The sequence below is a fragment of the Polaromonas sp. P4_F6 genome, from assembly GCF_056401275.1.
Window position 1 is genome coordinate 1 of sequence record NZ_JBFUJQ010000006.1, and the last position, 24,376, is coordinate 24,376.

The 24,376-nt window shown below is 62.7% G+C and carries 20 protein-coding genes and 1 tRNA gene; 16 read left to right on the forward strand and 5 right to left on the reverse strand.

The annotated features are described in order from the left end of the window. The first annotated feature begins 43 nt into the window (after positions 1 to 43). The 5 genes from AC1DUN_RS15245 to AC1DUN_RS15265 all read left to right on the forward strand — a co-directional run bounded on the left by AC1DUN_RS15245 (position 44) and on the right by AC1DUN_RS15265 (position 8,650). Positions 44 to 4,429 (forward strand): putative Ig domain-containing protein, encoded by a 4,386-nt coding sequence (locus AC1DUN_RS15245; protein WP_477714686.1) that lies wholly within the window; start codon positions 44 to 46, stop codon positions 4,427 to 4,429. 22 nt (positions 4,430 to 4,451) lie between these two features. Further along, complete coding sequence (locus AC1DUN_RS15250; RefSeq protein ID WP_477714687.1) at positions 4,452 to 5,459, forward strand: hypothetical protein; 1,008 nt, start codon at positions 4,452 to 4,454, stop codon at positions 5,457 to 5,459. Between the two features lies 1 nt (position 5,460). Beyond that, positions 5,461 to 7,773: a YcaO-like family protein gene (locus AC1DUN_RS15255; protein ID WP_477714688.1), complete on the forward strand. Its 2,313-nt coding sequence runs from the start codon at positions 5,461 to 5,463 to the stop codon at positions 7,771 to 7,773. Positions 7,774 to 7,790: 17 nt separating this feature from the next. Further along, a complete protein-coding gene (locus AC1DUN_RS15260; RefSeq protein WP_477714689.1) occupies positions 7,791 to 7,979 on the forward strand; it encodes a hypothetical protein in 189 nt (62 codons plus the stop codon). A 161-nt stretch (positions 7,980 to 8,140) separates the two neighbouring features. Then, the gene (locus AC1DUN_RS15265; RefSeq protein WP_477714690.1) at positions 8,141 to 8,650 is read left to right on the forward strand and encodes a 2OG-Fe(II) oxygenase; all 510 of its coding nucleotides are present in this window, start codon (positions 8,141 to 8,143) and stop codon (positions 8,648 to 8,650) included. Between the two features lie 87 nt (positions 8,651 to 8,737). Here AC1DUN_RS15265 and AC1DUN_RS15270 read toward each other — a convergent pair. Then, positions 8,738 to 8,822, reverse strand: a tRNA-Leu gene (locus AC1DUN_RS15270). A gap of 39 nt (positions 8,823 to 8,861) precedes the next feature. Here AC1DUN_RS15270 and cysM point away from each other — a divergent pair. The 3 genes from cysM to AC1DUN_RS15285 all read left to right on the forward strand — a co-directional run bounded on the left by cysM (position 8,862) and on the right by AC1DUN_RS15285 (position 10,685). Beyond that, positions 8,862 to 9,764: a cysteine synthase CysM gene (gene cysM, locus AC1DUN_RS15275; RefSeq protein WP_007867183.1), complete on the forward strand. Its 903-nt coding sequence runs from the start codon at positions 8,862 to 8,864 to the stop codon at positions 9,762 to 9,764. Positions 9,765 to 9,850: 86 nt separating this feature from the next. Further along, a complete protein-coding gene (locus AC1DUN_RS15280) occupies positions 9,851 to 10,384 on the forward strand; it encodes an NUDIX hydrolase (RefSeq protein WP_477714691.1) in 534 nt (177 codons plus the stop codon). Between the two features lie 73 nt (positions 10,385 to 10,457). Further along, the gene (locus tag AC1DUN_RS15285; RefSeq protein ID WP_007867181.1) at positions 10,458 to 10,685 is read left to right on the forward strand and encodes a sulfurtransferase TusA family protein; all 228 of its coding nucleotides are present in this window, start codon (positions 10,458 to 10,460) and stop codon (positions 10,683 to 10,685) included. A 41-nt stretch (positions 10,686 to 10,726) separates the two neighbouring features. Here the strand turns inward: AC1DUN_RS15285 and galU are convergent, their stop codons facing one another. Next, entirely contained in the window at positions 10,727 to 11,647 is a 921-nt protein-coding gene (galU, locus tag AC1DUN_RS15290; RefSeq protein ID WP_477714692.1) for a UTP--glucose-1-phosphate uridylyltransferase GalU, read from the reverse strand. Between the two features lie 125 nt (positions 11,648 to 11,772). Here galU and AC1DUN_RS15295 point away from each other — a divergent pair, with 125 nt between their 5' ends. Continuing rightward, a complete protein-coding gene (locus AC1DUN_RS15295; RefSeq protein ID WP_477661230.1) occupies positions 11,773 to 12,786 on the forward strand; it encodes an NAD(P)-dependent oxidoreductase in 1,014 nt (337 codons plus the stop codon). 65 nt (positions 12,787 to 12,851) lie between these two features. On the opposite strand, the gene AC1DUN_RS15300 is transcribed toward AC1DUN_RS15295, so the two are convergent. From AC1DUN_RS15300 to AC1DUN_RS15310, 3 genes are all read right to left on the reverse strand, one after another. Then, on the reverse strand, positions 12,852 to 15,800 hold the full coding sequence (locus AC1DUN_RS15300) for a valine--tRNA ligase (RefSeq protein WP_477714693.1): 2,949 nt from the start codon (positions 15,798 to 15,800) through the stop codon (positions 12,852 to 12,854). Positions 15,801 to 15,880: 80 nt separating this feature from the next. After that, positions 15,881 to 16,096: a DUF2783 domain-containing protein gene (locus tag AC1DUN_RS15305; RefSeq protein WP_477714694.1), complete on the reverse strand. Its 216-nt coding sequence runs from the start codon at positions 16,094 to 16,096 to the stop codon at positions 15,881 to 15,883. After that, entirely contained in the window at positions 16,093 to 17,877 is a 1,785-nt protein-coding gene (locus AC1DUN_RS15310; protein WP_477714695.1) for an FAD-dependent oxidoreductase, read from the reverse strand. The genes AC1DUN_RS15305 and AC1DUN_RS15310 overlap by 4 nt, the downstream gene beginning before the upstream one ends. 301 nt (positions 17,878 to 18,178) lie before the next feature. Here AC1DUN_RS15310 and AC1DUN_RS15315 point away from each other — a divergent pair, with 301 nt between their 5' ends. The 7 genes from AC1DUN_RS15315 to queF all read left to right on the forward strand — a co-directional run bounded on the left by AC1DUN_RS15315 (position 18,179) and on the right by queF (position 24,372). Then, on the forward strand, positions 18,179 to 18,601 hold the full coding sequence (locus AC1DUN_RS15315) for a rubrerythrin family protein (protein ID WP_007867167.1): 423 nt from the start codon (positions 18,179 to 18,181) through the stop codon (positions 18,599 to 18,601). A 142-nt stretch (positions 18,602 to 18,743) separates the two neighbouring features. Beyond that, positions 18,744 to 20,093 (forward strand): (Fe-S)-binding protein, encoded by a 1,350-nt coding sequence (locus AC1DUN_RS15320; protein WP_477714696.1) that lies wholly within the window; start codon positions 18,744 to 18,746, stop codon positions 20,091 to 20,093. Between the two features lie 23 nt (positions 20,094 to 20,116). Then, a complete protein-coding gene (locus AC1DUN_RS15325; protein WP_477714697.1) occupies positions 20,117 to 20,707 on the forward strand; it encodes a DUF3501 family protein in 591 nt (196 codons plus the stop codon). 88 nt (positions 20,708 to 20,795) lie between these two features. Continuing rightward, positions 20,796 to 21,572 carry a peroxide stress protein YaaA gene (yaaA, locus tag AC1DUN_RS15330; protein ID WP_477714698.1) on the forward strand — a complete coding sequence of 259 codons (777 nt, stop codon included), beginning with the start codon at positions 20,796 to 20,798 and terminating at the stop codon, positions 21,570 to 21,572. A gap of 24 nt (positions 21,573 to 21,596) precedes the next feature. Continuing rightward, positions 21,597 to 22,430, forward strand: coding sequence for a 2OG-Fe(II) oxygenase (locus AC1DUN_RS15335; protein WP_477714699.1), 834 nt, complete (start codon positions 21,597 to 21,599; stop codon positions 22,428 to 22,430). A gap of 197 nt (positions 22,431 to 22,627) precedes the next feature. Then, entirely contained in the window at positions 22,628 to 23,527 is a 900-nt protein-coding gene (locus AC1DUN_RS15340; RefSeq protein ID WP_477714700.1) for an alpha/beta fold hydrolase, read from the forward strand. A gap of 17 nt (positions 23,528 to 23,544) precedes the next feature. Next, the gene (queF, locus tag AC1DUN_RS15345) at positions 23,545 to 24,372 is read left to right on the forward strand and encodes an NADPH-dependent 7-cyano-7-deazaguanine reductase QueF (protein WP_477714701.1); all 828 of its coding nucleotides are present in this window, start codon (positions 23,545 to 23,547) and stop codon (positions 24,370 to 24,372) included. The last annotated feature ends 4 nt before the right edge of the window (positions 24,373 to 24,376 follow it).

A 24,376-nucleotide genomic window follows, 5' to 3' on the forward strand; every position in this document is an offset into this window, starting at 1 on the left:
CGACACTCAGGGGGCTGCCGCCAGCAGCACCTTCAACGTGACGGTGGCCAATACCAACGACGCGCCGACGGTCCTGGCTGCCTTGCAGAACCAGCAAGCGAACGAGGATCAGGCCTTCAGCTACACCGTGCCGGCGGGCACGTTTGGTGATGTGGACGCGGGCGATGCCCTGACTTACAGCGCCAGCCTGGCCAACGGTGCGGCGCTGCCTTCCTGGCTGGCGTTTAACGCGACCACCCGCACCTTCAGCGGGACACCGCTGAATGCCGATGTGGGCACGCTGGCATTCAAGGTCACAGCAACGGACACAACGGGTGCCGCAGTTAGCAGCGTCTTCAATGTGACGGTGGCCAACACCAATGATGCGCCTGTGTTGCTCACCGCCTTGCAGAACCAGCAGGTGAACGAAGACCAGGCCTTCAGCTATGTTGTGCCGGCGGGAACCTTTGGCGATGTGGATGTGGGCGATACCCTGACCTACAGCGCCAGCCTGGCGGGTGGCGCTGCCCTTCCGTCGTGGCTGACATTCAATGCGGCGACCCGAACCTTCAGCGGWACACCSCTGAATGCCRAYGTSGGCGCGYTSGCATTGAAGGTGACGGCGACCGACACTCAGGGGGCTGCCGCCAGCAGCACYTTCAACGTGACGGTGGCCAATACCAACGACGCGCCGACGGTCCTGCTTGCCTTGCAGAACCAGCAAGCGAMCGAAGATCAGGCCTTCAGCTATACCGTGCCGGCGGGCACGTTTGGTGATGTGGACGCGGGTGATGTCCTCACTTACAGCGCCAGCCTGGCCAACGGCACAGCGCTGCCTTCATGGCTGGCGTTTAACGCAACGACACGCACCTTCAGCGGGACGCCGCTGAATGCCAATGTGGGCACCCTGGCACTCAAGGTAACCGCCACGGACATGGCCGGGGCGGTGGTCAGCAGCGCTTTTAATGTGGCGGTGGCCAATACCAATGACGCTCCGACGGTCCTGGTTGCCGTGCCGAACCAGCAGGTGAACGAAGACCAGGCCTTTAGCTACACCGTGCCGGCAGGCACGTTTGGTGACGTGGATGCGGGCGATGTCCTTGCTTACAGCGCCAGCCTGGCCAGCGGTGCGGCACTGCCTTCATGGCTGGCGTTTAACGCAACAACCCGCACCTTCAGTGGCACGCCGCTGAATGCCGATGTGGGTGCGTTGGCGCTCAAGGTGACCGCCACGGACACGGCCGGAGTGGCGGCCAGCAGCACCTTCAACGTGACAGTGGTGAACACCAATGACGCGCCGACGGTGCTCGTTGCCCTGCAGAACCAGCAGCTGGCCGAATTGCAGGCTTTCAGCTATGTTGTGCCGGCGGGCACCTTCGGCGATGTGGATGTGGGCGACAGCCTGTCCTTCAGCGCGGCATTGGCCAATGGGTCGGCATTGCCTTCGTGGCTGAGCTTCAATGCGGCCACGCGGACATTGTCCGGGACACCGCCGGATACGGCGGCGGGCATCCTGGGCGTGGTGATCAGGGCGACCGACGGTGCCGGCGCCTTCGTCAATGCGGGACTGTCGCTGGACATCGTCAATGTGATCAACGGGACCGCTTCCGCGGAGACCCTGACCGGCACGGCAGGCCGGGATTGGCTTTACGGTCTGGCCGGGAACGACACGCTCAAGGCAGGGGCGGGCAATGACCTGCTGGACGGCGGCACAGGCTCGGACGTGCTGGATGGCGGCGCGGGTGATGATGTTTATTTTGTCGATGCCGCCGGGGACAGCGTTGTTGAAACCACGACCACCACAACCTATGTAGACCAAGGGCAGTACGTCACGACCTATGTGGACCAGGGTTACTACATCTACACTGAAAACGGCTACGACGAAAGCGGGCAGCCGGTGTATGTGCAGACCTGGGTGTCCGTCATGGTGCCGCAAACGAACTGGGTTCCCAATGTGGTGGCGCAAACCACGGTGTCGGATTCCGGAGGCATTGACACGGTGAACGCGTCGGTCGCGTTCACCTTGGGCGTCAACCAGGAAAACCTGGTGCTCACGGGAACTGCGGCCATCAACGGCACGGGCAACACCCTGAACAACGTGCTGACCGGCAATGCCGCCGCGAACACGCTGGACGGCGGCGCCGGGGCCGATACCTTGGCGGGCGGGGCCGGTGACGATGTTTATTTTGTCGATGCCTCCGATACGGTTGTGGAGGCCGCCGGTGAAGGCACGGACACGGTGAACGCGGGCTTCGGTTACACCCTGGGCGCCAATGTGGAAAACCTGGTGCTGACGGGAACCGCGGCCATCAATGGCACCGGCAATGCCTTGAACAATGTGCTGACCGGCAACAGCGCCGCGAATACGCTGGACGGGGGCGCGGGCGCCGACACTCTGATTGGCGGGGCCGGTAACGATATCTATATCGCGGATGCTCTGGACACGCTGATCGAAAATGCGAATGAAGGCACGGATACCGTCAACGCGTCCACCAGCTTCATGCTGGGTGCCAACCTGGAGAACCTGACATTGACGGGTACGGCCGCCATTAACGGGACCGGCAATGCGTTGAACAATGTGCTGACGGGCAACACCGCCGCGAACACCCTGGATGGAGGCGCGGGAGCCGACACACTGATCGGTGGCGCTGGTGACGATACCTATGTGGCCGATGCGTCGGACACGATTGTCGAGAATGCGAATGAAGGTAACGATACCGTCAACGCAGGTATGAGCTACACGCTCGGCGCCAACGTGGAAGACCTCGTGCTGACGGGCAGCGCCGCCATCAACGGCACGGGCAATGCCCTGAACAATGTGTTGACGGGTAACAGCGGGAACAACACCCTTAAGGGCGGCGCTGGGAACGACACGTTGAACGGTGGTGCCGGCAACGACGTGCTGCAGGGCGACGATATGGAACTGTCCTTTGGGTCCCAGAATCTACTTTATGGCGGTTTTGCGGTAAATGACGGCTGGAGCAGTGCCAACGTGTACCCGCGTGCGATGGCGGATGTGAATGGGGATGGGCGTGCCGATATTGTGGGCTTTTCAAGCGTTGGTGTTTACGTCAGTCTGGCGCAGGTGAACGGTAGCTATGCCGTAGCCACAAAGGTGAATTCGGAATTCGGTAGCAACCAGGGCTGGTCCGACAATGACACCTACCTGCGTAAGCTGGCTGATGTCAACGGCGACGGCAAGGCCGACATCGTGGGCTTTGGCGGTTCAGGCACCTACGTTGCCCTCGCGAATGGCAGTGGCGGTTTTAACCCCTCGCAGTTTGTGCTGAGCCGGTTCGGAGCGGGTTCGGATGGCGGCAGTTGGACTACCCAGACGCGCTACGCGCGGGAACTGGCTGATGTCAACGGTGACGGGCGTGCCGATATTGTGGGTTTCGGCGGCGACAGGGTGGTTGTTTCCCTCGGCAATGCCAATGGCACGTTCCAGGACTTTTTCACCGGAACCTACAGCTTCAGCGACGCAGATGGATGGACCAACAACGACCAGACAGTCCGCAAGCTGGCCGACGTCAACGGCGACGGCCGCGCCGACATCGTTGGATTTGCCGCCGATGGAACTTATGTAGCGTTGGCCAATGCAAATGGTACTTTCGGCGCCGCTTATAAGACCCTGAGCGCATTCGGCTCAGGCGCAGTTGGAGGTGGATGGACCTCTCAAAACACCACACCGAGGGAGCTGGCCGACCTGAATGGCGACGGCCGGGCCGACATTGTGGGGTTTGATAGCAGCGGGCCCTCCATCGCGTTCGGCTTGGCCAACGGAACCTTCAGCACGCCTCAATTCTTTCCCTCGCTCTTCACTTACGCGCAGGGCTGGACCACAAATAACCAGTATCCACGCAGCCTTGCCGACATTAATGGTGACGGGAAAGCAGACCTTGTTGGATTTGGGGGGGGCGGTGTTTACGGAATACTCTCGAACTTCAGTGCGGGCACCGGCAATGATGTACTGTCCGGCGGCGACGGCAATGACCTTTTGCAAGGCTTTGGAGGAAGCGACACGCTGGATGGCGGAGCAGGAGCCGATACGCTCGAAGGAGGCACCGGCAACGACGGGTACCTGCTCGGAAGAGGCTCGAACGTAGACACCATCTACGAAAACGACAGCACGGCCGGCAACGTCGACACCGTGAAGTTCCTTTCTTCGATCGCGGCCGACCAGGTCTGGTTCCGCCAGGTCAACAACGACCTGGAGGCCAGCATTGTCGGGACGGACGACAAGTTCATCCTGGCGAACTGGTACCTGGGTTCGCAGTACAGGGTGGAGGAATTCAAGACCACCGATGGAAGCAAGACACTGTTGGCCAGCCAGGTGCAGAACCTGGTGAGCGCGATGGCTGCTTTCTCGCCGCCGGCGGCGGGGCAGACCACCCTGCCTTCAAACTACTCAACCGCGCTTGCGTCGGTGATTGCCGCCAACTGGCAATAAGCCTAGACCGTTTTTCCAATCAATGTCCTATATCCCCGTCACGCTGAATCATTTCCGGGCCGTCAAGGCCTGGGCCGACGGTTCTGATGCCCAGGTTGACCTGGATGTCAGAACCTTCAACCTGGAGGTGAAACTGCGCAATCGTTACTACACGCTCAAGCCCAGGTTTCTGGTCAACCACAAGGGGCAGATGGCCTACACGACACAGCTTGTCAAGGATGTGACGGGGTTTATAGGATGGATGCCTTATGACATCCTGAACTGGGATTTGTCCCAGGACAAGTTGCTGTTCAAGGATTTCCTGACAAAGGCCGAGCTCAGTTCGCCGGCCACATGGCTGTCCGTCAGTGACGCGAAAGAGGGCTTTCTGGTGAAGCGGTCGACCGGGTCGTTCGGGTACCAGATCTCGGGACCTCACCGGAGCGCAGGGGAAGCGCCGGCGGCAAAAGAGGATCCGCCGAAAGATAAAAAAAACGGCGTTGATTTTGCCGAGCAGTTTGTTGTGGGTACCAACCTGAAAGTCTGGTTCTGGGGTGCAACGGCGTTTTATGCCCATGTGCACGCCTACCCGACCGTGATCGGCGACGGCGTCTCCACCGTGCAGGCCTTGATCGAATCGCGCCTGGCACGCACGGGGAAAACGCTGGATTCCGGAGCGGGCAATGGAAACGTGCTTTCTTCGCTGGCCTTCCAGCAGGTCAGGCCCACGGACGTTTTGGCCAAGGGGCGCGAAGTCTGGATCGACTTTCGCTACGGCCGCCAGTACGCGCCGACATCGCCCACCGCCGAGGCGGACAATGACCTGGGCCGGATCAATGCATCCGTCAGGCAGCAGGTTGACGCAATGGGGGTGAAGGCCGGACAGGAGAGCCTTCGCCGTTTCAAGGCGCCCGTGCTGTATTCGGTTGACGGCGTGGTCGATGAGGCCGGCAAGGTCTGGTGGCTGGAGATCAACTCAAACCCCATACTTCCGCCGGACGGATATCCGCTCGTCTTTTTCTCCCTCTTCGGTGCGGGAAAAAAATCCTGATATGGCCGCCATATCCAGCCCTTTGCCTTCCCGCAGGCCCGCTGCGTTGGCGCTCAACGGGGTTCTCAATGAAACGACTCCCGCCGATGTGAAGGCGAGCTTTCTGGACCCTGATCGCCTGTCGCCGATGCTGGCCGGGGCCTGCAGGCTGGAGGGAACGCTGCTTGTGGTTCGCCATGCCATGCAGGACGTGGAAGTGCGGGCGCCCAGGGCCCTGCTCGCGCAGGTGTTTCGGCTTTGCGATGGGACGCGAACGGTGCGCGAGATCCTGCAGCGCCTGCCCGCCGGCTTCGATGCGCAGGAGTTCAGCCAGTTCATCGGATTCCTGCTGGAGCAAGGTGCATTGATGGATGGCAACCTGGCCAGTGCGCACGCGGCACGCTACGCCTTCCAGGGCAGCCCTTTTGGGTTGTCGGCGGATGCGGCCGTCACGAACCAGATCTGCCGGAGATTTCTGTGGAACAAGGATGGGGCTGCGCAAGCGCTTCCACCGGGCACGCGAAAAGTGTCGGCGATGCCGCTGCGGGATTTTTTCGCGGAGCGCGTGTCGACCTACACCTTCGCCGAAAAAGACATTTCAGAGCGTGCCCTGCTGGGGCTGCTCTGGTCGGTGGCGGGCGTGGTGAGCGTCAAACACGAGAGAGTCGGCTATGTCACGCCGAAGCGAACCATTGCTTCGGCCGGCGGCATGCAGCTCGTGCGGGTGTTTGTGGCCTTGCAGAAAAAAGTGGGTTCCTACGCGCCCGGTGTTTACCGGGTCAGCTATCCGGATGAAGGCGCAGTGGCACTGGAGTCGGTGGGGCAAGGGCAGCAGTTGTTGCCCAGGGCATTTTCGAAGCCCTGGGAGTTGACCTATGCCGCCGGCGCCGTCTTTCTGGCGGCAGACCCCCAGGTGGCCGCCATGCGCTACCGCAACCGTTCCCTGCAGTACCTTTTTATGGAGGCCGGCGCGGGCCTGCACAACGCCGGCTTGAGCGCCTCGCAGCTTGGCCTGGGGTTCGCGACGATAGGGGGTTACTACGAAACCATTGTCGGCAAGATGTGCCGGCTCCAGGCGGAAGACCTGGTGCTGGGTTCGGCGATCTTCGGCGCCAAGCCTACGCCTGAGCAGGTCCACATGATCGACCGCTCGCCCGATCTGGATTTCGCGTGGGTGGATGGTGATTCGGCCCGCTTTGCCATGCCGTTTCACCTGGCCCGCGCCAAGGTGGTCACGTCGGACGACGGCCGTCCCCACACCTGGGGCAGGGATGCCGACCCCTGGCTTGCATTTCGCAAAGCCTGCGCGGAAGCCGTCGAGCGCGAAGGATTCCGGGAGCCTCGACTGCTCACCTGGGAACGCCTGAACGCGCTGCCGGACGGACTGGATCCAAGGCAGTTTGTGGCGTATGCCGAAAGGCAGTATGCGAGCGAAGAGTTTCCCTATGAACGTTTCGATCCGGATGTGGCCCACCTGTGGACTGCGGGGCTTGACCTGAAGTCAGGAAAAGCCGTGCGGGTTCTTGCCGAACTGGTGTTTTCCCGCGCGAGCCTGGCGCCGCATGCCAAAGCGCCGCGGCGGCCTTTCTCGCAAGTGACTTCATCGGGCTGCGCAGCCAGCACTTCGAGGGACGATGCGGTGTTTCGCGCCCTTCTTGAAGTGATAGAGCGCGATGCCTTCATGAGGCACTGGCTGGCACAAGCACCCGGCCAGGCCATCAGCTTTTCACATGTGTCGCCGCAGATCCGCAAGCGTATCCACGCGCTTGAGCAGGCGGGCTGCAGGGTTGCTGTGCAGAAACTGGATTCTCCCTGGGCCCACGTCTGCCTTGTGGCGGTCCAGCACGAAGCCATGCATTTCACCACCATGGGAACGGCTGCCAGCGCGGATTTCAAAAAAGCGCTTGAAGGCGCGCTGGACGAGACGGAGGCCCGGGTTTATGCCTGGATCCACGGCCACGAGCCGCAGATCACAGGCCCGGCAGATGTCGCCACGACGGATCATCATTTCGAGCTGTATGGGCTCAAGCGGTATTTCCGGCGTGCGGATCGCGTTCTTTTTCCCGGATCCGGTGCATCTGAAGTCCCGATCAGGCCGCTTTCGTTCAAGACGGCCGGGCAGCTGGCAAACCGCTTTGCGGCTCGCGGCCTGAGCCCCGTGATGGTCGACATCACGCCCGCGCATTGCTTTGTTGACCAGGGGCGAACGCCGCTTTCGGTGGTAAAAGTGCTGGTCCCCGGTTTACTGCCCATTTCTTTCGGCCACCAGCGAGAACCTTTGGGAATGGTTCCTCGCGTCCATCCTGGATCAAAATTCCCGCATCCCTTTCCTTAACCTTCACAGGAGATTTCATGAAAAAAACCCAGACCCCCAAACCTCAAACCGCCAAGGGAGTTCCGTCACGCGAACAGGAAATCAATCCTGTGGGCAATACCCTGAGCACCCACAGCAAGTGGAGCGCCGTGCAGCGTGTGCGTTTGCCGCATAAAGTCGGCCTGCCTTTGGGTTCCGGCGGCGGCGGCGACCATATCGATCGTTGATGGATGAAGGGCGGTGACGGGGTTTTGTCCTCGTCGCCGGGCCCTGCGTTTTTTTATTTCAGGGCAGAAGTATGTTGTTGGCGCCTCATGTCAGGGTGGTGGACGATTTGTTTTCCACCGAATTTCGGGATCAGCTGATCGAAACGGTTTCCTGGATACCCATGCACTTCCTCAATCGTTGGGAGCGCTTCAAGTCCCACGAACTGGACATGCACTGGTATTACCCGCTGGCGTTTGCCGAGAAACCGTTTGAGGAAGATGTAGAACCCAAACTGCTGGCGCTGGACGAGAGCCTGCAGGTGGTCACCGATTGCTGGAACCAGGTCAAAGCCCACCTGGGGTTTCCGGTGCGCCTGTATGAATGCATGCTCAGCGCCAATACTTTCGGCACGGAAGGACAGGTGCACCAGGACATCGTTGAAGAAGATCATCGGACCCATCACGTGACGGTGCTTGTCTACTGCAGCAAGGAATGGAACATCGCCTGGGCAGGAGAAACCCTCTTTTTTGATGACCAGGACGAAATTACCAGCGCCGTCATGCCTAAACCCGGGCGTGTCGTGATTGCCGAGGGTGACCCCAAGCACGTGGGCAGGTCGGTCTCGCGGATTTGCCCGAACGACCGGCGCGTGCTGGTCTTCAAATTCTGGCGGCTGGATACTGCGCTGTGACCCCGCGCCCGCAGGGGCGCTTGTCTTTGCCGCGCTGCCTGCAAAGAAAAAGCCGGAGCGGTCTGAAACCGTCCGGCTTTCGGGATGTGGTGCCCGGGGCCGGAATCGAACCGGCACGCCTTGCGGCGGGGGATTTTGAGTCCCCTGCGTCTACCAATTTCACCACCCGGGCTGGAATGAGCGAAGCCTCAAATTATGGCACAGTGTGGTCATGAACTATCCCACCATTGAAGACGCGATTGGCAAGACGCCTCTGGTCGCGCTGCAACGTATTTATGCCGCCGAGAACGCCGCACGCGGCAATGTGATCCTCGGCAAGCTTGAAGGCAACAACCCGGCCGGTTCGGTCAAGGACAGGCCGGCGCTCTCGATGATCAAGCGCGCCGAGGAGCGCGGCGACATCAAGCCGGGCGACACCTTGATCGAAGCCACTTCGGGCAACACGGGTATTGCCCTGGCCATGGCGGCCGCGATCAAGGGCTACAAGATGGTCTTGATCATGCCGGAGGACCTGAGCATTGAGCGGGCCCAGACCATGAAGGCTTTTGGCGCCGAATTGATCCTGACGCCCAAAAGCGCGGGCATCGAATACTCGCGCGACCTGGCCGACCAGATGCAGAAAGAGGGCAAGGGCCGGGTGCTGGACCAGTTCGCGAATGCCGACAATCCGCGCATCCATTACGAGACCACGGGCCCCGAAATATGGACAGATACGTCAGGCAAGGTGACACATTTTGTCAGCGCCATGGGCACGACGGGCACGATTACCGGGGTTTCGCGCTACCTCAAAGAGAAAAACCCGGCCATCAAGGTGATTGGCGCCCAGCCCAGCGAGGGTTCGCGCATCCCCGGCATCCGCAAATGGCCGCAGGAATACCTGCCCAAGATTTACGACCCGCGCCAGGTCGATGAACTGGTGCTGGTCAGCCAGGCCGACGCCGAGGACATGTGCCGGCGCCTGGCGCGCGAGGAAGGCATATTTGCCGGAATCTCGGCTGCCGGCGCCCTCTGGGTGGCGCAGGAGATCGCCAAGACCGTGAAAAACGCGGTGATCGTGTTTGTGGTCTGCGACCGCGGCGACCGTTACCTGTCCACCGGCGTGTTTCCGGCTTGACGCCCAACTGACGAGGCCCTGTCGCTATTGAAAAAATAGCGGCGGCCGCGTTTTCTTTCTTTTATTTTCCCTTCTGATCGCCTGCCATGACCCATGAATTCCGGTTTTGCCCGAACTGCGCGACGCCGCTGGCCATGGTGTCGCAGATGGAGGACGGCGGGGAAAAGGCGCGTCTGCGCTGCCCGGCCTGCGGGTTCACCCACTGGAACAACCCCACGCCGGTGCTGGCCGCGGTGATCGAATACCACGGCCAGGTACTGCTGGCGCGCAATGCGGCCTGGCCGGGCAAGATGTATGCACTGATCACGGGTTTCATGGAAGCGGGCGAGACGCCGCAGGGTGGCATAGAGCGCGAAATCAAGGAAGAAACCAACCTGGAAACCAGCGCGCTGGACCTGATAGGCGTTTACGACTTCCAGCGCATGAACCAGGTGATCATTGCCTACCACGCGGTTTGCACCGGGGAGGTCAGCCTGTCGCCCGAGCTGGTGGATTACCGGCTGTACGACCTGGACAAGCTCAAATGCTGGCCCGCCGGCACCGGCTATGCGCTGGCCGACTGGCTGCGCACGCGGGGCCATGAGCCTGAGTTTGTGGAGTGGGCCAAGCGCACCGAATAGCCCGCTGGCTGGGGTAAAGCCCGGTTCAGGGCCTTTACGCTTTGCTTAAAATCGCGGCAACCCAAGGATTTTCATGAACATCGACAAAGAACTCGACACCCGCGGCCTGAATTGCCCGCTGCCCATCCTGAAAGCCAAAAAGGCGCTGACGGAGATGTTGAGCGGCCAGTTGCTGCGGGTGGTGTCCACCGATGCCGGCTCGACCCGCGATTTCCAGGCTTTTGCCAAGCAGACCGGCAACGAGCTGGTTGAGCAGCAGGTCGCCGGCAGCGACTTCATCCACGTCTTGAAACGGCGTTAAAGCGCCATTGGGGTGTCGCCGGGGCGCCGGCCGCCCAGGTTTCAGGCCTGTTTGCGGCGTTCCCGGCCCGACCAGCCTATCTGCAGGTTGTCCAGGTAATTGCGGAAGTGCACGCCCACCTCGGGATGCTGCAGCGCCAGCTCGACAGTGGCTTCCAGAAAGCCTTCCTTGCTGCCGCAGTCATAGCGTTTGCCTTCGTACTGCAGGGCATAAACGGTTTCCTTGTCCAGCAGGCTGGAGATCCCGTCGGTCAGCTGCAGTTCACCGCCCACGCCGGCCTTCTGGCTGCGAATGTGCTCAAAAATCGCCGGCGTCAGGATGTAACGGCCGGCCACGCCCATGCGTGAGGGGGCCACTTCGGGCGCCGGTTTTTCGACGATTTTTTTCACTTTCATGAGGCCGGCGCTGGCGGCTCCGTCGGTCGCGACGATGCCGTAGCGGCGGGTCTGGTCCTGGGGCACTTCCTGCACCGCCAGGATGGATTGCTGCAGCTCTTTGAACTGCTCGGCCATCTGGGCCAGCACCGGCTTGCCGCCCTTGGGGCCGACCATCAGGTCGTCGGCCAGCAGCACGGCAAAAGCTTCCTGGCCGACCAGGTGTTCGGCGCACAGCACGGCATGGCCCAGGCCCAGGGAGCGGGGCTGGCGCACATAGGAAAAGTTCATGTCTTCGGGCTGGACGGAACGCACCAAATCCAGCAAGGCGAGCTTCTGAGCTACCTCCAGCTCGTTTTCGAGCTCGTAAGCAGTATCAAAGTGGTCCTCTATGGCCCGTTTATTGCGTCCTGTCACAAAAATCATGTGACGGATGCCTGCCGCGTAAGCCTCTTCCACCGCGTATTGGATCAGCGGCTTGTCGACAACGGGGAGCATTTCCTTGGGCTGGGCCTTGGTGGCCGGAAGAAACCGGGTGCCAAGGCCGGCAACCGGGAATACAGCTTTGTGTAATGTAAATTTTTGCATCGACTTTGATCGGAGAAAAGACTAGAGTGTTGCGTTGTTGATACATGACTCAGGTCGGACAAAGGCTCGACTTGACGTGGTCAAACCGCGCGATCTGCGGTCTGCGGGAAAAAAGGACTCACTGGGTGGACATCTTACTTCTTGACGCGCTGGTGCCCGAGGCAATGGCCTGGCTGGAAACCCGCCACAGCGTGGGCTATCACCCCGAGCTCGCCGACGACCTGACTTCGCTGCGCAAGATCGCCTACAAGACCAAGGGCATTGTGTTCCCGCGCCAGACCGTGGTGACACGCGAATTCCTCGACTTCCTGCCCAAGATCAGGGCCGTGGGCCGCCTGCACGTGGGCACGGACAACACCGATCTCGAGGCCTGCAAGGAGCGCGACATCAAGGTCGTGCATGCCAGCAGCGCCAATGTGCGCTCCAATGCCGAATACCTGCTGAGCAGCCTGCTGCTGCTGTACCGCCGCGGCCTGGTCTCGGCCCTGATGGGGCGGCGCCACCCRACAACGCAGATGGGGCGCGAGCTGCATGGCAGCACGGTGGGCATCCTGGGCCTGGCCCCGACGGCACACACGCTGGCCGGCATGCTCAACGGCCTGGGCGTGCGGCTGATCGGCTACGACCCGGCGGTGCACCACACGGCGCCCATCTGGGAGCGCCTGCGCATACAGCCGGTGTCCCTGTCTGAACTCGTCAGCCAGGCCGACGCGGTCTCGGTGCAGATGCTCTACGCCACGCGCTTTCGCGGTTTTGTGAATGAAAAACTGCTGGCCGCCTGCAGGCGCAACCAGCTGTGGGTGGGCATCAGCCGCAGCGAGCTGTTTGACGAAGCCGCGCTGGCCGCGGCGCTGTGCGACGGCCGCATAGAGGCCTGCATCCTGGACGGCGCCGAAGCCAGCTTCCTGGGCGACACCTCGCCGCTCAAGGGCCTGAAGAACCTGTTCGTCACGCCGCGCCTGGGCTCGCACACACGCGAGGCGCGCCTGCGCTCGAGCTGGTATGTGGCGCACCGCATGCATGAAGCCATCAGCACGCAGCACAGCGGGATGGACCAGTTGCCGAGTGCGCCCATGGACCTGGAGATGCCGGGGAGCGTTCCGCCCTCGCAATGGTCAGAGCCCGAAACCGTCCGCTGATGACGGGACACCAGCTGATAAAAAAGCCCCGGTAAGCGGGGCTTTTTTGTGGGCGGCGTTCGCGCTTATTTAAGCCGTGCCAGCTGTTCGCGGATCTTGGCCAGTGCCGCCTGGTTGTCGGCCAGGCGTTTGCGTTCCTGCTCCAGCACGGCCGGCGGCACTTTGTTGACGAAGGCTTCGTTGGCGAGCTTGGTCTCGGACTTGGCGATCTCGCCCACCAGGCGGGTCTCTTCCTTTTGCAGGCGAATTTTTTCGGCGGCGAGGTCGACCTCCATGTAGAGGCAAAGACGCGCTTCACCGACGATGGCGACGGGCGCTGACTGTGCCGCGGCGACCCAGCTGGCTTCGTCTTCAAACACGTTCACTTCGCTGAGCTTGGCCAGCGACTTGAGCACCGGCGCCACGCTGTTCATGAAGGCTGCATCGCCGAGCACAAACAGCGGCAGGCGCGTGGCCGGTGACACTTTCATCTCGCCGCGCAGGTTGCGGCAGGCGTCCACCAGGGTCTTGAGTTTGGCGACATGGGCCTCGGCCTTTTCGTCGATCTTCTCGGGCTGGCTTTGCGGGTAAGGCGCGGTGCCTATGAACTTGCCGCTCTTGCCGGCAATGGGCGCCACGGTTTGCCACAGCTCTTCGGTGATGAAAGGAATCACCGGGTGCGCCAGGCGCAGGATGGCTTCGAGCAGGCGTATCAGCGTGCGGCGTGTGGCGCGCTTTTGCGCGTCGTTGCCGGTCTGTATCTGCACCTTGGCGATTTCCAGGTACCAGTCGCAGAACTCGTCCCAGACAAACTGGTAGATGCTGCCGGCCACGTTGTCCAGGCGGTAGTCGGCAAAGCCCTTGGCCACGTCGGCTTCCACGCGCTGCATGGTCGACGAGATCCAGCGGTCGGCCTGCGAGAAGCTCAGGTAGTTGTGGAACTCGCCGCCGGGCGCGCATTGTTCCTTGGTGTGTTCCTCGAGGCCGCAGTCCTGGCCCTCGCAGTTCATCAAGGTGAAGCGCGTGGCGTTCCAGAGCTTGTTGCAGAAGTTGCGGTAGCCCTCGCAGCGCTTGCTGTCGAAGTTGATGCTGCGGCCCAGGCTGGCCAGCGAGGCGAAGGTAAAGCGCAGCGCGTCGGCGCCGTAGCCCGGGATGCCCGCGGGAAATTCCTTTTCGGTGTTCTTGCGCACCTGCGGCGCGGTCTCGGGCTTGCGCAGGCCTTGCGAGCGTTTTTCGAGCAGGGGCGCGAGCTCTATGCCGTCTATCAGGTCGACCGGGTCCAGCACATTGCCTTCGGACTTGCTCATCTTCTTGCCCTGGGCGTCCTTCACCAGGCCGTGGATGTACACGTCCCTGAACGGCACCTGGCCGGTGAAGTGCGTGGTCATCATGATCATGCGGGCGACCCAGAAGAAGATGATGTCGTAGCCGGTGACCAGCACGCTGGAGGGCAGGAAGAGGTCCAGCTCCTTGGTCTTCTCGGGCCAGCCCAAGGAAGAGAAGGGAACCAGAGCCGACGAGTACCAGGTGTCCAGCACATCCTCGTCGCGCGTGAGCTTTTTGCCGGGCGCCTGCTTCTGCGCTTCTTCCTCGCTGGTGGCGACATAAACCTTGCCGTCCTCGTCGTACCAGGCCGGGATCTGGTGGCCCCACCAGAGCTGGCGCGAGATGCACCAGTCCTGGATGTTGTTCATCCACTGGTTGTAGGTGTTGACCCACTGCTCGGGCACAAACTTGACCTGGCCGCTGCTGACGGCGTCGCGCGCCTTCTGCGCGATGGATTTTCCGGTCGGGTCCTGCTCGCTGACCTTGCTGAGCGCGACGAACCACTGGTCGGTCAGCATGGGCTCGACCACCGCGCCGGTGCGCGCGCAGACCGGCACCATGTTTTTGTGCGGCACAGCTTTTTCGAGGAAGCCCTGTTCCTCGAGGTCCTTGAGCACGGCCTTGCGGCAGTCGTAGCGGTCCAGGCCCTGGTACTGCTTAGGACCGTTTTCGTTGATTTTCGCGTCCAGCGTGAAGATGGTGATCAGCGGAAGGTCGTGGCGCAGGGCCACCTGGTAGTCGTTGAAGTCGTGCGCGCCGGTGATCTTCACCACGCCGCTGCCGAAAGCCGGGTCCACGTAGTCGTCGGTGATCACCGGGATCTGGCGGTCGCACAGCGGCAGGTCGACCATCTTGCCGACCAGGTGTTTGTAGCGCTCGTCATCAGGGTGCACCGCCAGCGCGCCGTCGGCCAGCATGGTCTCGGGCCGCGTGGTGGCGATATGCATGCCGCGCAGCGGCGTGCCGTCGGCGGCTTTTTGCGGGCCGTCGCTGAAGGGGTACTCGATGTGCCACATGAAGCTGTCGCGCTCTTCGTTCTCGACTTCCAGGTCGGACACGGCGGACTTGAGGATAGGGTCCCAGTTCACCAGGCGCTTGCCGCGGTAGATCAGGCCCTGCTCATAGAGCTTCACAAAGGTCGAGGTGACCACCGTGGACATCTTCGGGTCCATGGTGAAGTATTCGTGCTTCCAGGCCACCGAGTCGCCCATGCGGCGCATCTGGCGCGTGATGGTGGTGCCGGACTCTTCCTTCCATTCCCAGACCTTGGCGACGAAGTTCTTGCGGCCCAGGTCGTGGCGGCTTTTGCCTTCGCCCTGCAGCTTGCGCTCCACCACGATCTGCGTGGCGATGCCGGCGTGGTCGGTGCCCGGCACCCACAGGGTGTTGTGGCCGCGCATGCGGTGGTAGCGCGTGAGCGAATCCATGATGGTCTGGTTGAAGGCATGGCCCATGTGCAGCGTGCCCGTCACATTGGGCGGCGGCAGCTGGATGGAGAACGACGGCTTGGCCGCGTCCAGCGTGGGCTCGTACTGGCCGCTTTGCTCCCATTCGGGGCCCCAGCGGCTTTCAATGGCGGCCGGCTCGAAGGATTTGGCCAGGCTGTCTAGCCCCGGTGTGGGGACTTTGACGGCCTCCGCGGCGGGAGTGGCGGTATCGGCAGGGGCAGGGGCGGCAGCGTTGGTCATGGGGGCAATGAAAAACGGCATCGAGGGGATGCCGCCTTGGGGTTGGGGGAAACTGCCCCGATTTTATTCGACTGGGCGGCCCCGGGGCCGCTGGGCCTGGCCTATCCCGGCGCGGCCGCGGTCTTTGCGGCCGCCGCCACGCAGGCCCGCAGCACGGCGGTGTCGCCCAGCTGGTTGGCCATGAGCAGGATCAGCCGGGCATTGAGCAGCTCGGATTCCTCGCGGCTCAGGCCTTGGTGGGCGTCCAGCAGGCACTCGTAAAAGGCGTCGGCGTCCTGGAAATGCAGGCGCGTGCTCAGGGGGCTGTCGGTTTTCATGGGTTTTCCTTTCCGCCGGGGCCGGCGCCCAGCGCGGCGGCCACCGCATGGACCAGCGACGCGTCCACACTCTCGCCGGTGGCGGCCACATGGCCGTCGGGCCGCAGCAGCGCCCAGGCGTGGCCGAAGACATGGCAGGTCGCCTGCAGGTGGCCCTGCGTGTCGACCACGTGTTCCATGGCCGCGGCTTTTTCGCCGGGGCCCACCACCTGCACGCAGCGCAGGCCGGCCTCCACCGACAGCGCCGCCAGGCGAGCCAGCGCGGCGGCGGAGACATCGCCAAAGCTCAGCAGCAGCAAACGGCCGTGGGCCCAGCCCAGCAGGTCCAGCAGCTCACCGGGGCGGCCGTCGGCCCAGGCAAAACCCACGTTCTGCGTCGCCCGCCCGCCGGCCGGCCCGCAGGCGCTGGAGTGTGTGTAGTGACTGGGCGTGGACATGCGGCCGGTATTGACGAGCTGGCGGGCAAACACATGCTCGCGCGCCAGGCCCAGCGCTGCGCTGCGGAACAGCCGCTCGGCGCCGTCGGCCGGCCGCAAAAAGCGCGCCGTGCGGTTGGTGACCCGCACGTTGTGCGTGGCCGCCTCATGGCGTTCGTGGTGGTAGCTGTCCAGCAGGGCGGGCGCGGCGCGGCCCTGCAGCACGGCGGCCAGTTTCCAGGCCAGGTTGTCGGCATCCTGCACGCCCGAATTGCCGCCGCGCGCGCCGAAGGGGCTCATCACATGGGCGGCGTCGCCGGCGAAAAACACGCGGCCGTGGCGCAGGCTGTCCAGGCATTCGCTGCGGTAGGCATAGGGGCCGACCCAGACGATCTCATAGTCGCTGTCGCCCAGCGTCTGGCCCGACTGGCTTTTGAACTGCGCTTTGAGGCGGGCGCGCACCACATCCTCGCGGCTGACCTCCTCGGGTTTGGCCTGCGGCGGCATCTGGTAGTCGATGCGCCAGACGCCGTCGGCCATCAGGTGCTGCCAGACGGCGCGGCCTTCATTAAACGGCGCTTCTATCCAGGTGTGGCGCTCCGCCGGCGGCGGGTTCTTGAAGCGCACGTCGGCAATGCACCAGCGGTCGTCGCCCTGCTGCGCCGTCACCGTGGCGCCGCACCAGGCGCGAAACGGGCTGCGCGAGCCGCTGCAGTCGATCACATGTTCGGCCTCCAGGACGTAAGCGCCGGCCGGCGTTTCGAGTTGCAGTGTCGCGAAGTCCGCGTTCTGCTCAAAACCGGTGACGCGGTGGCTCCAGCGGATATCGACCAGCTGGTCTTCGGGTGCGGGACTGTAGAGCTGCTCGACCAGAAAACCCTCGACATAAAACTGCTGGATGTTGATAAAGGGCGGCTGCCGGCTCAGCGAATGGCTTTGCTGCTGGCGCAGGTCGAAGGCGTAGACCTCGTCCTTGCCCGCGAAGGTGCGGCCCACGCTCCACTGCACGCCCCTGGCCGCGATGCGTTCGTAAATACCCAGGCGCTTGAAGATTTCCAGGCTTTTTTGCGCGTAGCAGATGCCGCGCGAGGACGCGCCCTTCACGCCCACGGTGTTGTCCTCGTCCAGCAGCACGGCGCGCACACCGTACTGCGCCAGCGCGCAGGCCAGCGTCAGCCCGGTAATGCCGCCGCCCACGATGGCGACGGCGTGGCGCTTGACTTCACCCGTGCGCAGCTCCGGCGGCGCCACAAAAGGGTATTCAGGCAGGGCATAACCCGCGCCCTGGGCGAATTCATAGCCGTTGCTGAAGGTGGTGGCCAGCGCGGCGGGGGCCTTGTCGTGAATTTGCGTTGTCTCAGGCATGGGTCTGCGCCTCTTGTTCTGTTTACCTATTCGTAATCAATCTACCATAACGTAATTCCGATGATGGCCCCGTCGGCCGCTACAGCGAAAGCTCTATGGCCGCTCAATCTGTAATTGATAAGTGTTATCAATAGTTACGTATTTATAGTTTTTATTAATTTCATACATTGACTCCGGCAATTAGACGAAGCGGCCGAACAGGTCTAAGGTGTTCTGGTCTTCAGTCCTCGCGCTGGACATCTGCGGCTTGGCTTGAAGCATTGGCGATTTGTTCATCCATCAACCCACGAAGGAGATTTCCATGGCTGCTCTCAAAGGCTCCAGGACGGAAGAGAACCTGAAAGCCGCATTTGCCGGCGAATCGCAGGCCAACCGCCGCTACCTGTATTTCGCGAACAAGGCCGACGTTGAAGGCCAGCCCGATGTGGCCGCGCTGTTCCGCTCCACCGCGGAAGGTGAAACCGGCCACGCCCACGGCCACCTCGAATGGCTGGAGCAATGCGGCGACCCCGCCACCGGCCTGCCCTTCGGCGCCACGCGCGACAACCTCAAATCCGCCGTCGCCGGCGAAACCCACGAGTACACCGACATGTACCCCGGCATGGCCAAGACCGCGCGCGACGAAGGCCATGATGAAGTGGCCGACTGGTTTGAGACCCTGGCCAAGGCCGAGCGTTCGCACGCCAACCGCTATTCAAAAGCGCTGGCCGAACTGGTCGATTAAGGCTGCTTGTTCCCTCTCCCTCTGGGAGAGGGTTAGGGTGAGGGCGGGAGGCGATAGATTGAGCCTTGCCTTCACCTTGGCTGAAGCCCCTCACCCCAACCCTCTCCCCGATGGGGCGAGGGAGCAATGGAAGAGACAAGACATGGCCACAGAAGGCAACCTCCAGGCGCCCACGCGCCACGCGATCGACTGGAAAAACCCGGACTTCTATAACGAAGAAGCGGCCCTGCACGAGATGGAGCGCATCTTCGACATCTGCCATGGCTGCCGCCGCTGCGTGAGCCTGTGCGGCGCCTTCCCCACCTTGTTTGACCTGGTCGACGAAAGCAAGACCGGCGAGGTCGACGGCGTGGACAAGAAGGACTACATGAAAGTGGTCGACCAGTGCTATATGTGCGACCTCTGCTACATGACCAAATGCCCTTATGTGCCGCCGCACGAGTTCAACCTCGATTTTCCCCACACCATGCTGCGCGCCAAGGCCATCAAGTTCAAGAAGGGCGAGGTCGGCGCCGGTGAAAGGTTTTTGTCGTCCACCGACGTGCACGGCCAGTTCGCCGGCATTCCCATCGTGGTCCAGGTGGCCAATGCGGTCAACAAGACCAAACCGGCGCGCGCCGTGATGCAAAAAGTGCTGGGCGTGGACAAAAACGCCTGGCTGCCGGACCTGGCGACGAAGAAATTCCGCTCGGGCGCGCCCGAATCGCCGCCGCATGCCGTCAAGGACGGGGCCAAGACGCCCGGCAAGGTGGTGATTTATTCAACCTGCTACATCAACTACAACGAGCCCGGCATAGGCCACGACCTGCTCAAGGTGCTGGACCACAACGAAGTGCCCTATGTGCTGGTGGAAAAGGAAAAATGCTGCGGCATGCCCAAGCTGGAGCTCGGCGACCTGGCCTCGGTCAACGCCAGCAAGGAGGCCAACATCCCGGTGCTGGTGAAATACGCGAAAGAGGGCTACGCCATCCTGAGCGCCGTGCCCAGCTGCACCCTGATGTTCAAGCAGGAGCTGCCGCTGATGTACCCCGATGACGCCGAGGTGCAGCTCGTCAAGGAGCATATGTGGGACCCGTTTGAATACCTGATGGCGCGCAGGCGCGACGGCCTGCTCAAGACCGAATTCCCCACGCCGCTGGGCAAAATCAGCTACCAGATTCCCTGCCACGGCCGCGTGCAGAACATCGGCAAGAAAACCGAGGAGATGCTCAAGATGGTGCCTGGCACCAGCGTGCACACGCACGAGCGCTGCTCCGGCCATGCCGGCACCTTTGGCGTCAAGGTGCCCTACCACCAGCAGGCCATGAAAATCGGCAAGCCGCTGTTCAAGGCCATGGCCAGCCACAAGGATGGCGGCCCGCCCGACGTCATCAGCAGCGACTGCCCGCTGGGCGGCCACCATATCGCCCAGGGCTTTGAGGTCAACAGCCTGGGCGCGCCGCCGCAAAAACACCCGCTCACCTTGATACGCACGGCCTACGGCCTGAAATAAGCCCCGACCAGCAGGACGCCGCCATGAAGACCACCGGAAAGATCACCCGCGAATCCCTGATGACGCTGGAGGCCTACAGCAAATACCGCAAGGAGAACAAGCCCGCCATCATCGCCCACCGCAAGCTGCGCAGCGTGCGCCTGGGCGAGCATGTCAACTTGCAGTTTGAAAGCGAGACCAGCATCCGCTACCAGATCCAGGAGATGCTGCGCATCGAGAAAATCTTTGAAGAGGAGGGCATAGAGCAGGAGATAGAGGCCTACGCGCCGCTGATGCCCGACGGGACCAACTGGAAGGGCACGCTGATGCTGGAGTACCCCGACGTCAGCGAGCGAAAACGTGAATTGGCCCGGCTGATCGGTGTGGAGGACCGCATGTTCATCGAGGTCGAAGGCCATGGCCGCGTCTATGCGATCGCTGACGAAGACATGGACCGCGAGAACGACGAAAAAACCTCGGCCGTGCACTTTGTGCGCTTCGAGCTGGACCCGGCCATGCGCGCGGCGGTCAAAGCCGGCGCCGGCGTCAAGCTCGGCTGCGACCATACGCATTACCCGGCGCATGTGAGCATTCCCGCGGAGACCTTGGCTTCATTGGCCAGCGATTTGGTTTAAGGTTTTTTGCGGCGCGTGCCCGTGTTGCAGCACGCCTGTCGTAAAGTGGGGGTTTCGCCTTACTGGCCTTACTCCAACAACTCAAAGCATGCTGTTTCTCATCTCGCCGGCCAAGTCGCTGGACTACGACACGCCGCCCCACGTAGACACCCACACCCAAGCCCTGTTCACACGCCAGTCGGCGCAATTGATTGAAGTGCTCAAGACCAAGACCCCGCAGCAGATCAGCAGCCTGATGAAGCTGTCGGACGCGCTCGCGGGCCTGAACGTGGCGCGTTACCAGGCCTGGTCGCCCAGGTTCACCGCCAAGAATTCCAAACAGGCCGCGCTGGCCTTTGACGGCGATGTGTATGGCGGCCTCGCCGCCAGGACCTTGAGTGCCGCGCAACTCGACTGGGCGCAGGACCATGTCTGCATCCTGAGCGGCCTTTACGGCGTGCTGCGGCCGCTGGACCGCATGCAGCCCTACCGGCTCGAGATGGGCACGGCGCTGGCCACGCCCCAGGGCAAAAACCTCTACCAGTTCTGGGGCTCGTTAATCTCCGACTACCTCAACGAACGCGCCGCCGCCGACACCACGCCCGTGGTCATCAACCTGGCCAGCGAGGAATACTTCAAGGCCGTGGACCGCAAGGTGCTCAAGGCGCGCGTGGTGAGCTGCGTATTCGAGGAGTTCAAGGGCGGCAAGTACAAAATCATCAGCTTTAACGCCAAACGCGCGCGCGGCCTGATGCTGCGTTATGCGATCGAGAAAAAAATCGCCACGGTCAAAAAGCTTGAGAGCTTTGACGCCGAGGGTTACCGCTTCGACCCCAAGGCCTCGGAACCCGACCGGCTGGTGTTCCGGCGCCAACAGGCCGCCTGAGGCCGCACCCCCCAGCCCACGACCATGCAAACCCAGGCCATCACGCGCGAGATGCAGGACTGGGTGGCGCAGCAGCTCGCGGCCGGTCATGGGCAGCACGAGGTTTTCCAGGCGCTACTGGACGCCGGCTGGCATGCCGCCGCCGCCAACCGGGTTTTGGGCTTGCAGGCCGCCGGCGAAGCGGCGATGCCGCAGCCCGCGCAGGCCGTGCCCAGCGTCCGGGCCGACGCCGCCGGCGCCATGGTGGACGCGGGCGACAAATGGGTGATGGTGCGCGAACACCGCAGCGCGCCCGAACTCTGGGTGTTCGACAACCTGCTCAGCGCCGCAGAATGCGAGGCGCTCATCGCGGCGGCCGAATCGCGCCTGGCACGCTCGCTGACCGTGGACATACGCACCGGCGGCGAAGAGCTCAACCACGACCGCACCAGCCACGGCATGTTCTACACGCGCGGCGAGAACGAGGCGATTCGCCGCATCGAGGCCCGCATCGCCAGGCTGCTGAACTGGCCGGTACAAAATGGCGAAGGCCTGCAGGTGCTGCGCTACCGGCGCGGCGCCGAGTACAAGCCGCATTACGACTACTTCGACCCCGGCGAGCCCGGCACCGCCGCCATACTGCGGCGCGGCGGCCAGCGCGTGGCCAGCCTCATCATGTATTTGCGCGAGCCCGAAGAGGGCGGCGCCACGGTGTTCCCCGACATAGGCCTGCGCGTGCGGCCGCAGCAGGGCAGTGCGGTGTTTTTCAGTTATGCGCTGGCGCATCCCGCAAGCCTCACGCTGCATGGAGGTGAGCCGGTGAAATCAGGCGAGAAGTGGATTGCTACCAAGTGGCTCCGAGAACGCGAATTCATTTGAACTCCAATCCCTCATCCGCAGAACAAAAAACTCCGCCTCACGGTTTCTTTATTTCTTTATCTGCGTAAATCTGCGAAATCTGCGGATGATTTTTTATCCACAGATTTCGCAGATTTACGCAGATTGAAAGCGGGTATCGAGACGCGTAGGCGACGCTGTGATGGAGGCGTTTTGAGGAGCGAAGACCATAATGCCTCATGAAAATCAAAGCTAACGGCATCGATATCGAAATCGAAGACACCCACCCCGGCGACACCACGGGCCGGCCCGTGGTGCTGCTCATCATGGGCCTGGGCATGCAGCTCATCGCCTGGCCGCCGGCCATGGTGCAGGCGATTGCCGATGCGGGTTTTCGGGTGCTGCGCTTTGACAACCGCGACATAGGCCTGTCGCAGCACTTCGACCACCTGGGGTCGCCCAGCCTGCTCTGGGAAGGCCTCAAGTTCCGCCTGGGCTGGCGCATACGCCCACCCTACAGCGTGCAGGACATGGCCGCCGACACCGTGGGCGTGCTCGATGCGCTGCACATCGCCAAGGCCCATGTGGTGGGCGTCAGCATGGGCGGCATGGTCGCGCAGCGCGTGGCGGTGCTGGCGCCCTCGCGCCTGCTCAGCCTGACCAGCATCATGAGCTCCAGCGGTGCGCGCGGCCTGCCTGAGGCCAGCCCGGCCGTCACCCGCGTGCTGTTGAGCCGGCCCGCCGGGAAGGGCGTGCAGGCGGCCGTGGACCACACCGTCAAGCTGCTCAAGGCCATAGGCAGCCCTGGCTTCCCGACACCCGAGGCCGAGCTGCGCGAAAAAATGACCGCCGCGGCGCAACGCAGCTTCCACCCGCAAGGCGTGCTGCGCCAGATGGTGGCGATTGCCGCCGACAGCACACGCGCCGCGGCGCTGGCCCAGGTGAAGGCGCCCACGCTGGTGCTGCACGGCCGCGCCGACCCGCTGGTGCCCATGGCCTGCGGCCAGGACACGGCCAGGCGCATTCCCGGCGCGCGCTTTGAAAGCATTGAGGGCATGGGCCATGATTTGCCGCCCGGGGTGGTGGAGCGTTTATTGGCCCTCTTGATTCCCCACTTCAGGGCCACAACTGCGGGTTAGAAGACAATCGAGTCCACATGAACACCCCTGAACAATCCCAGCTGGGCAAGGCCTCGGCCTATATCGACCAGTACGACGCCTCGCTGCTCTTCCCTATCCCGCGCGAGGGCAAGCGCGCCGAAATCGGCGTGACCGGCACGCCGCCTTTTTTCGGCGCCGACCTGTGGACGGCGTTTGAGCTGAGCTGGCTCAACCTGCGCGGCAAGCCACAAGTGGCGCTGGCCCACATCACCGTGCCCTGCGAGTCGCCCAACATCGTCGAGAGCAAGTCCTTCAAGCTCTACCTCAACAGCTTTAACAACACGCGTTTTGCCGACGCGCGCGAGGTGCGCGAACGCATACGCGCCGACCTCAATGCCGTGGTCGGCACCGGCGTAGGCATCACCACCCTGGGCCCCGAGCTGTTCGACCGCGAACCCGTGCATGAACTCGACGGCCTGAACCTGGACCGCCTCGACGTGGAGTGCATCCATTACCAGCCCGCGCCCGAACTGCTGTTTGCCGAATTCGACGAGCCGCCCGTCGAGGAAACCCTGACCAGCAACCTGCTCAAAAGCAACTGCCTGGTCACCGGCCAGCCCGACTGGGGCAGCGTGCAGATACGCTACGCGGGCCCGCAGATCAACCAGGAAGGCCTGCTGCAATACCTGGTGAGCTTTCGCAACCACAACGAGTTCCATGAGCAGTGCGTGGAGCGCATCTTCATGGACATCTGGACGCGCTGCAAACCGCTCAAGCTCTCGGTCTATGCGCGCTACACGCGCCGCGGCGGGCTGGACATCAACCCCTTCCGTACCAGCCACCCGCAGGCGCTGCCATCCAGCGTGCGCACCGCGCGCCAATAGGCGG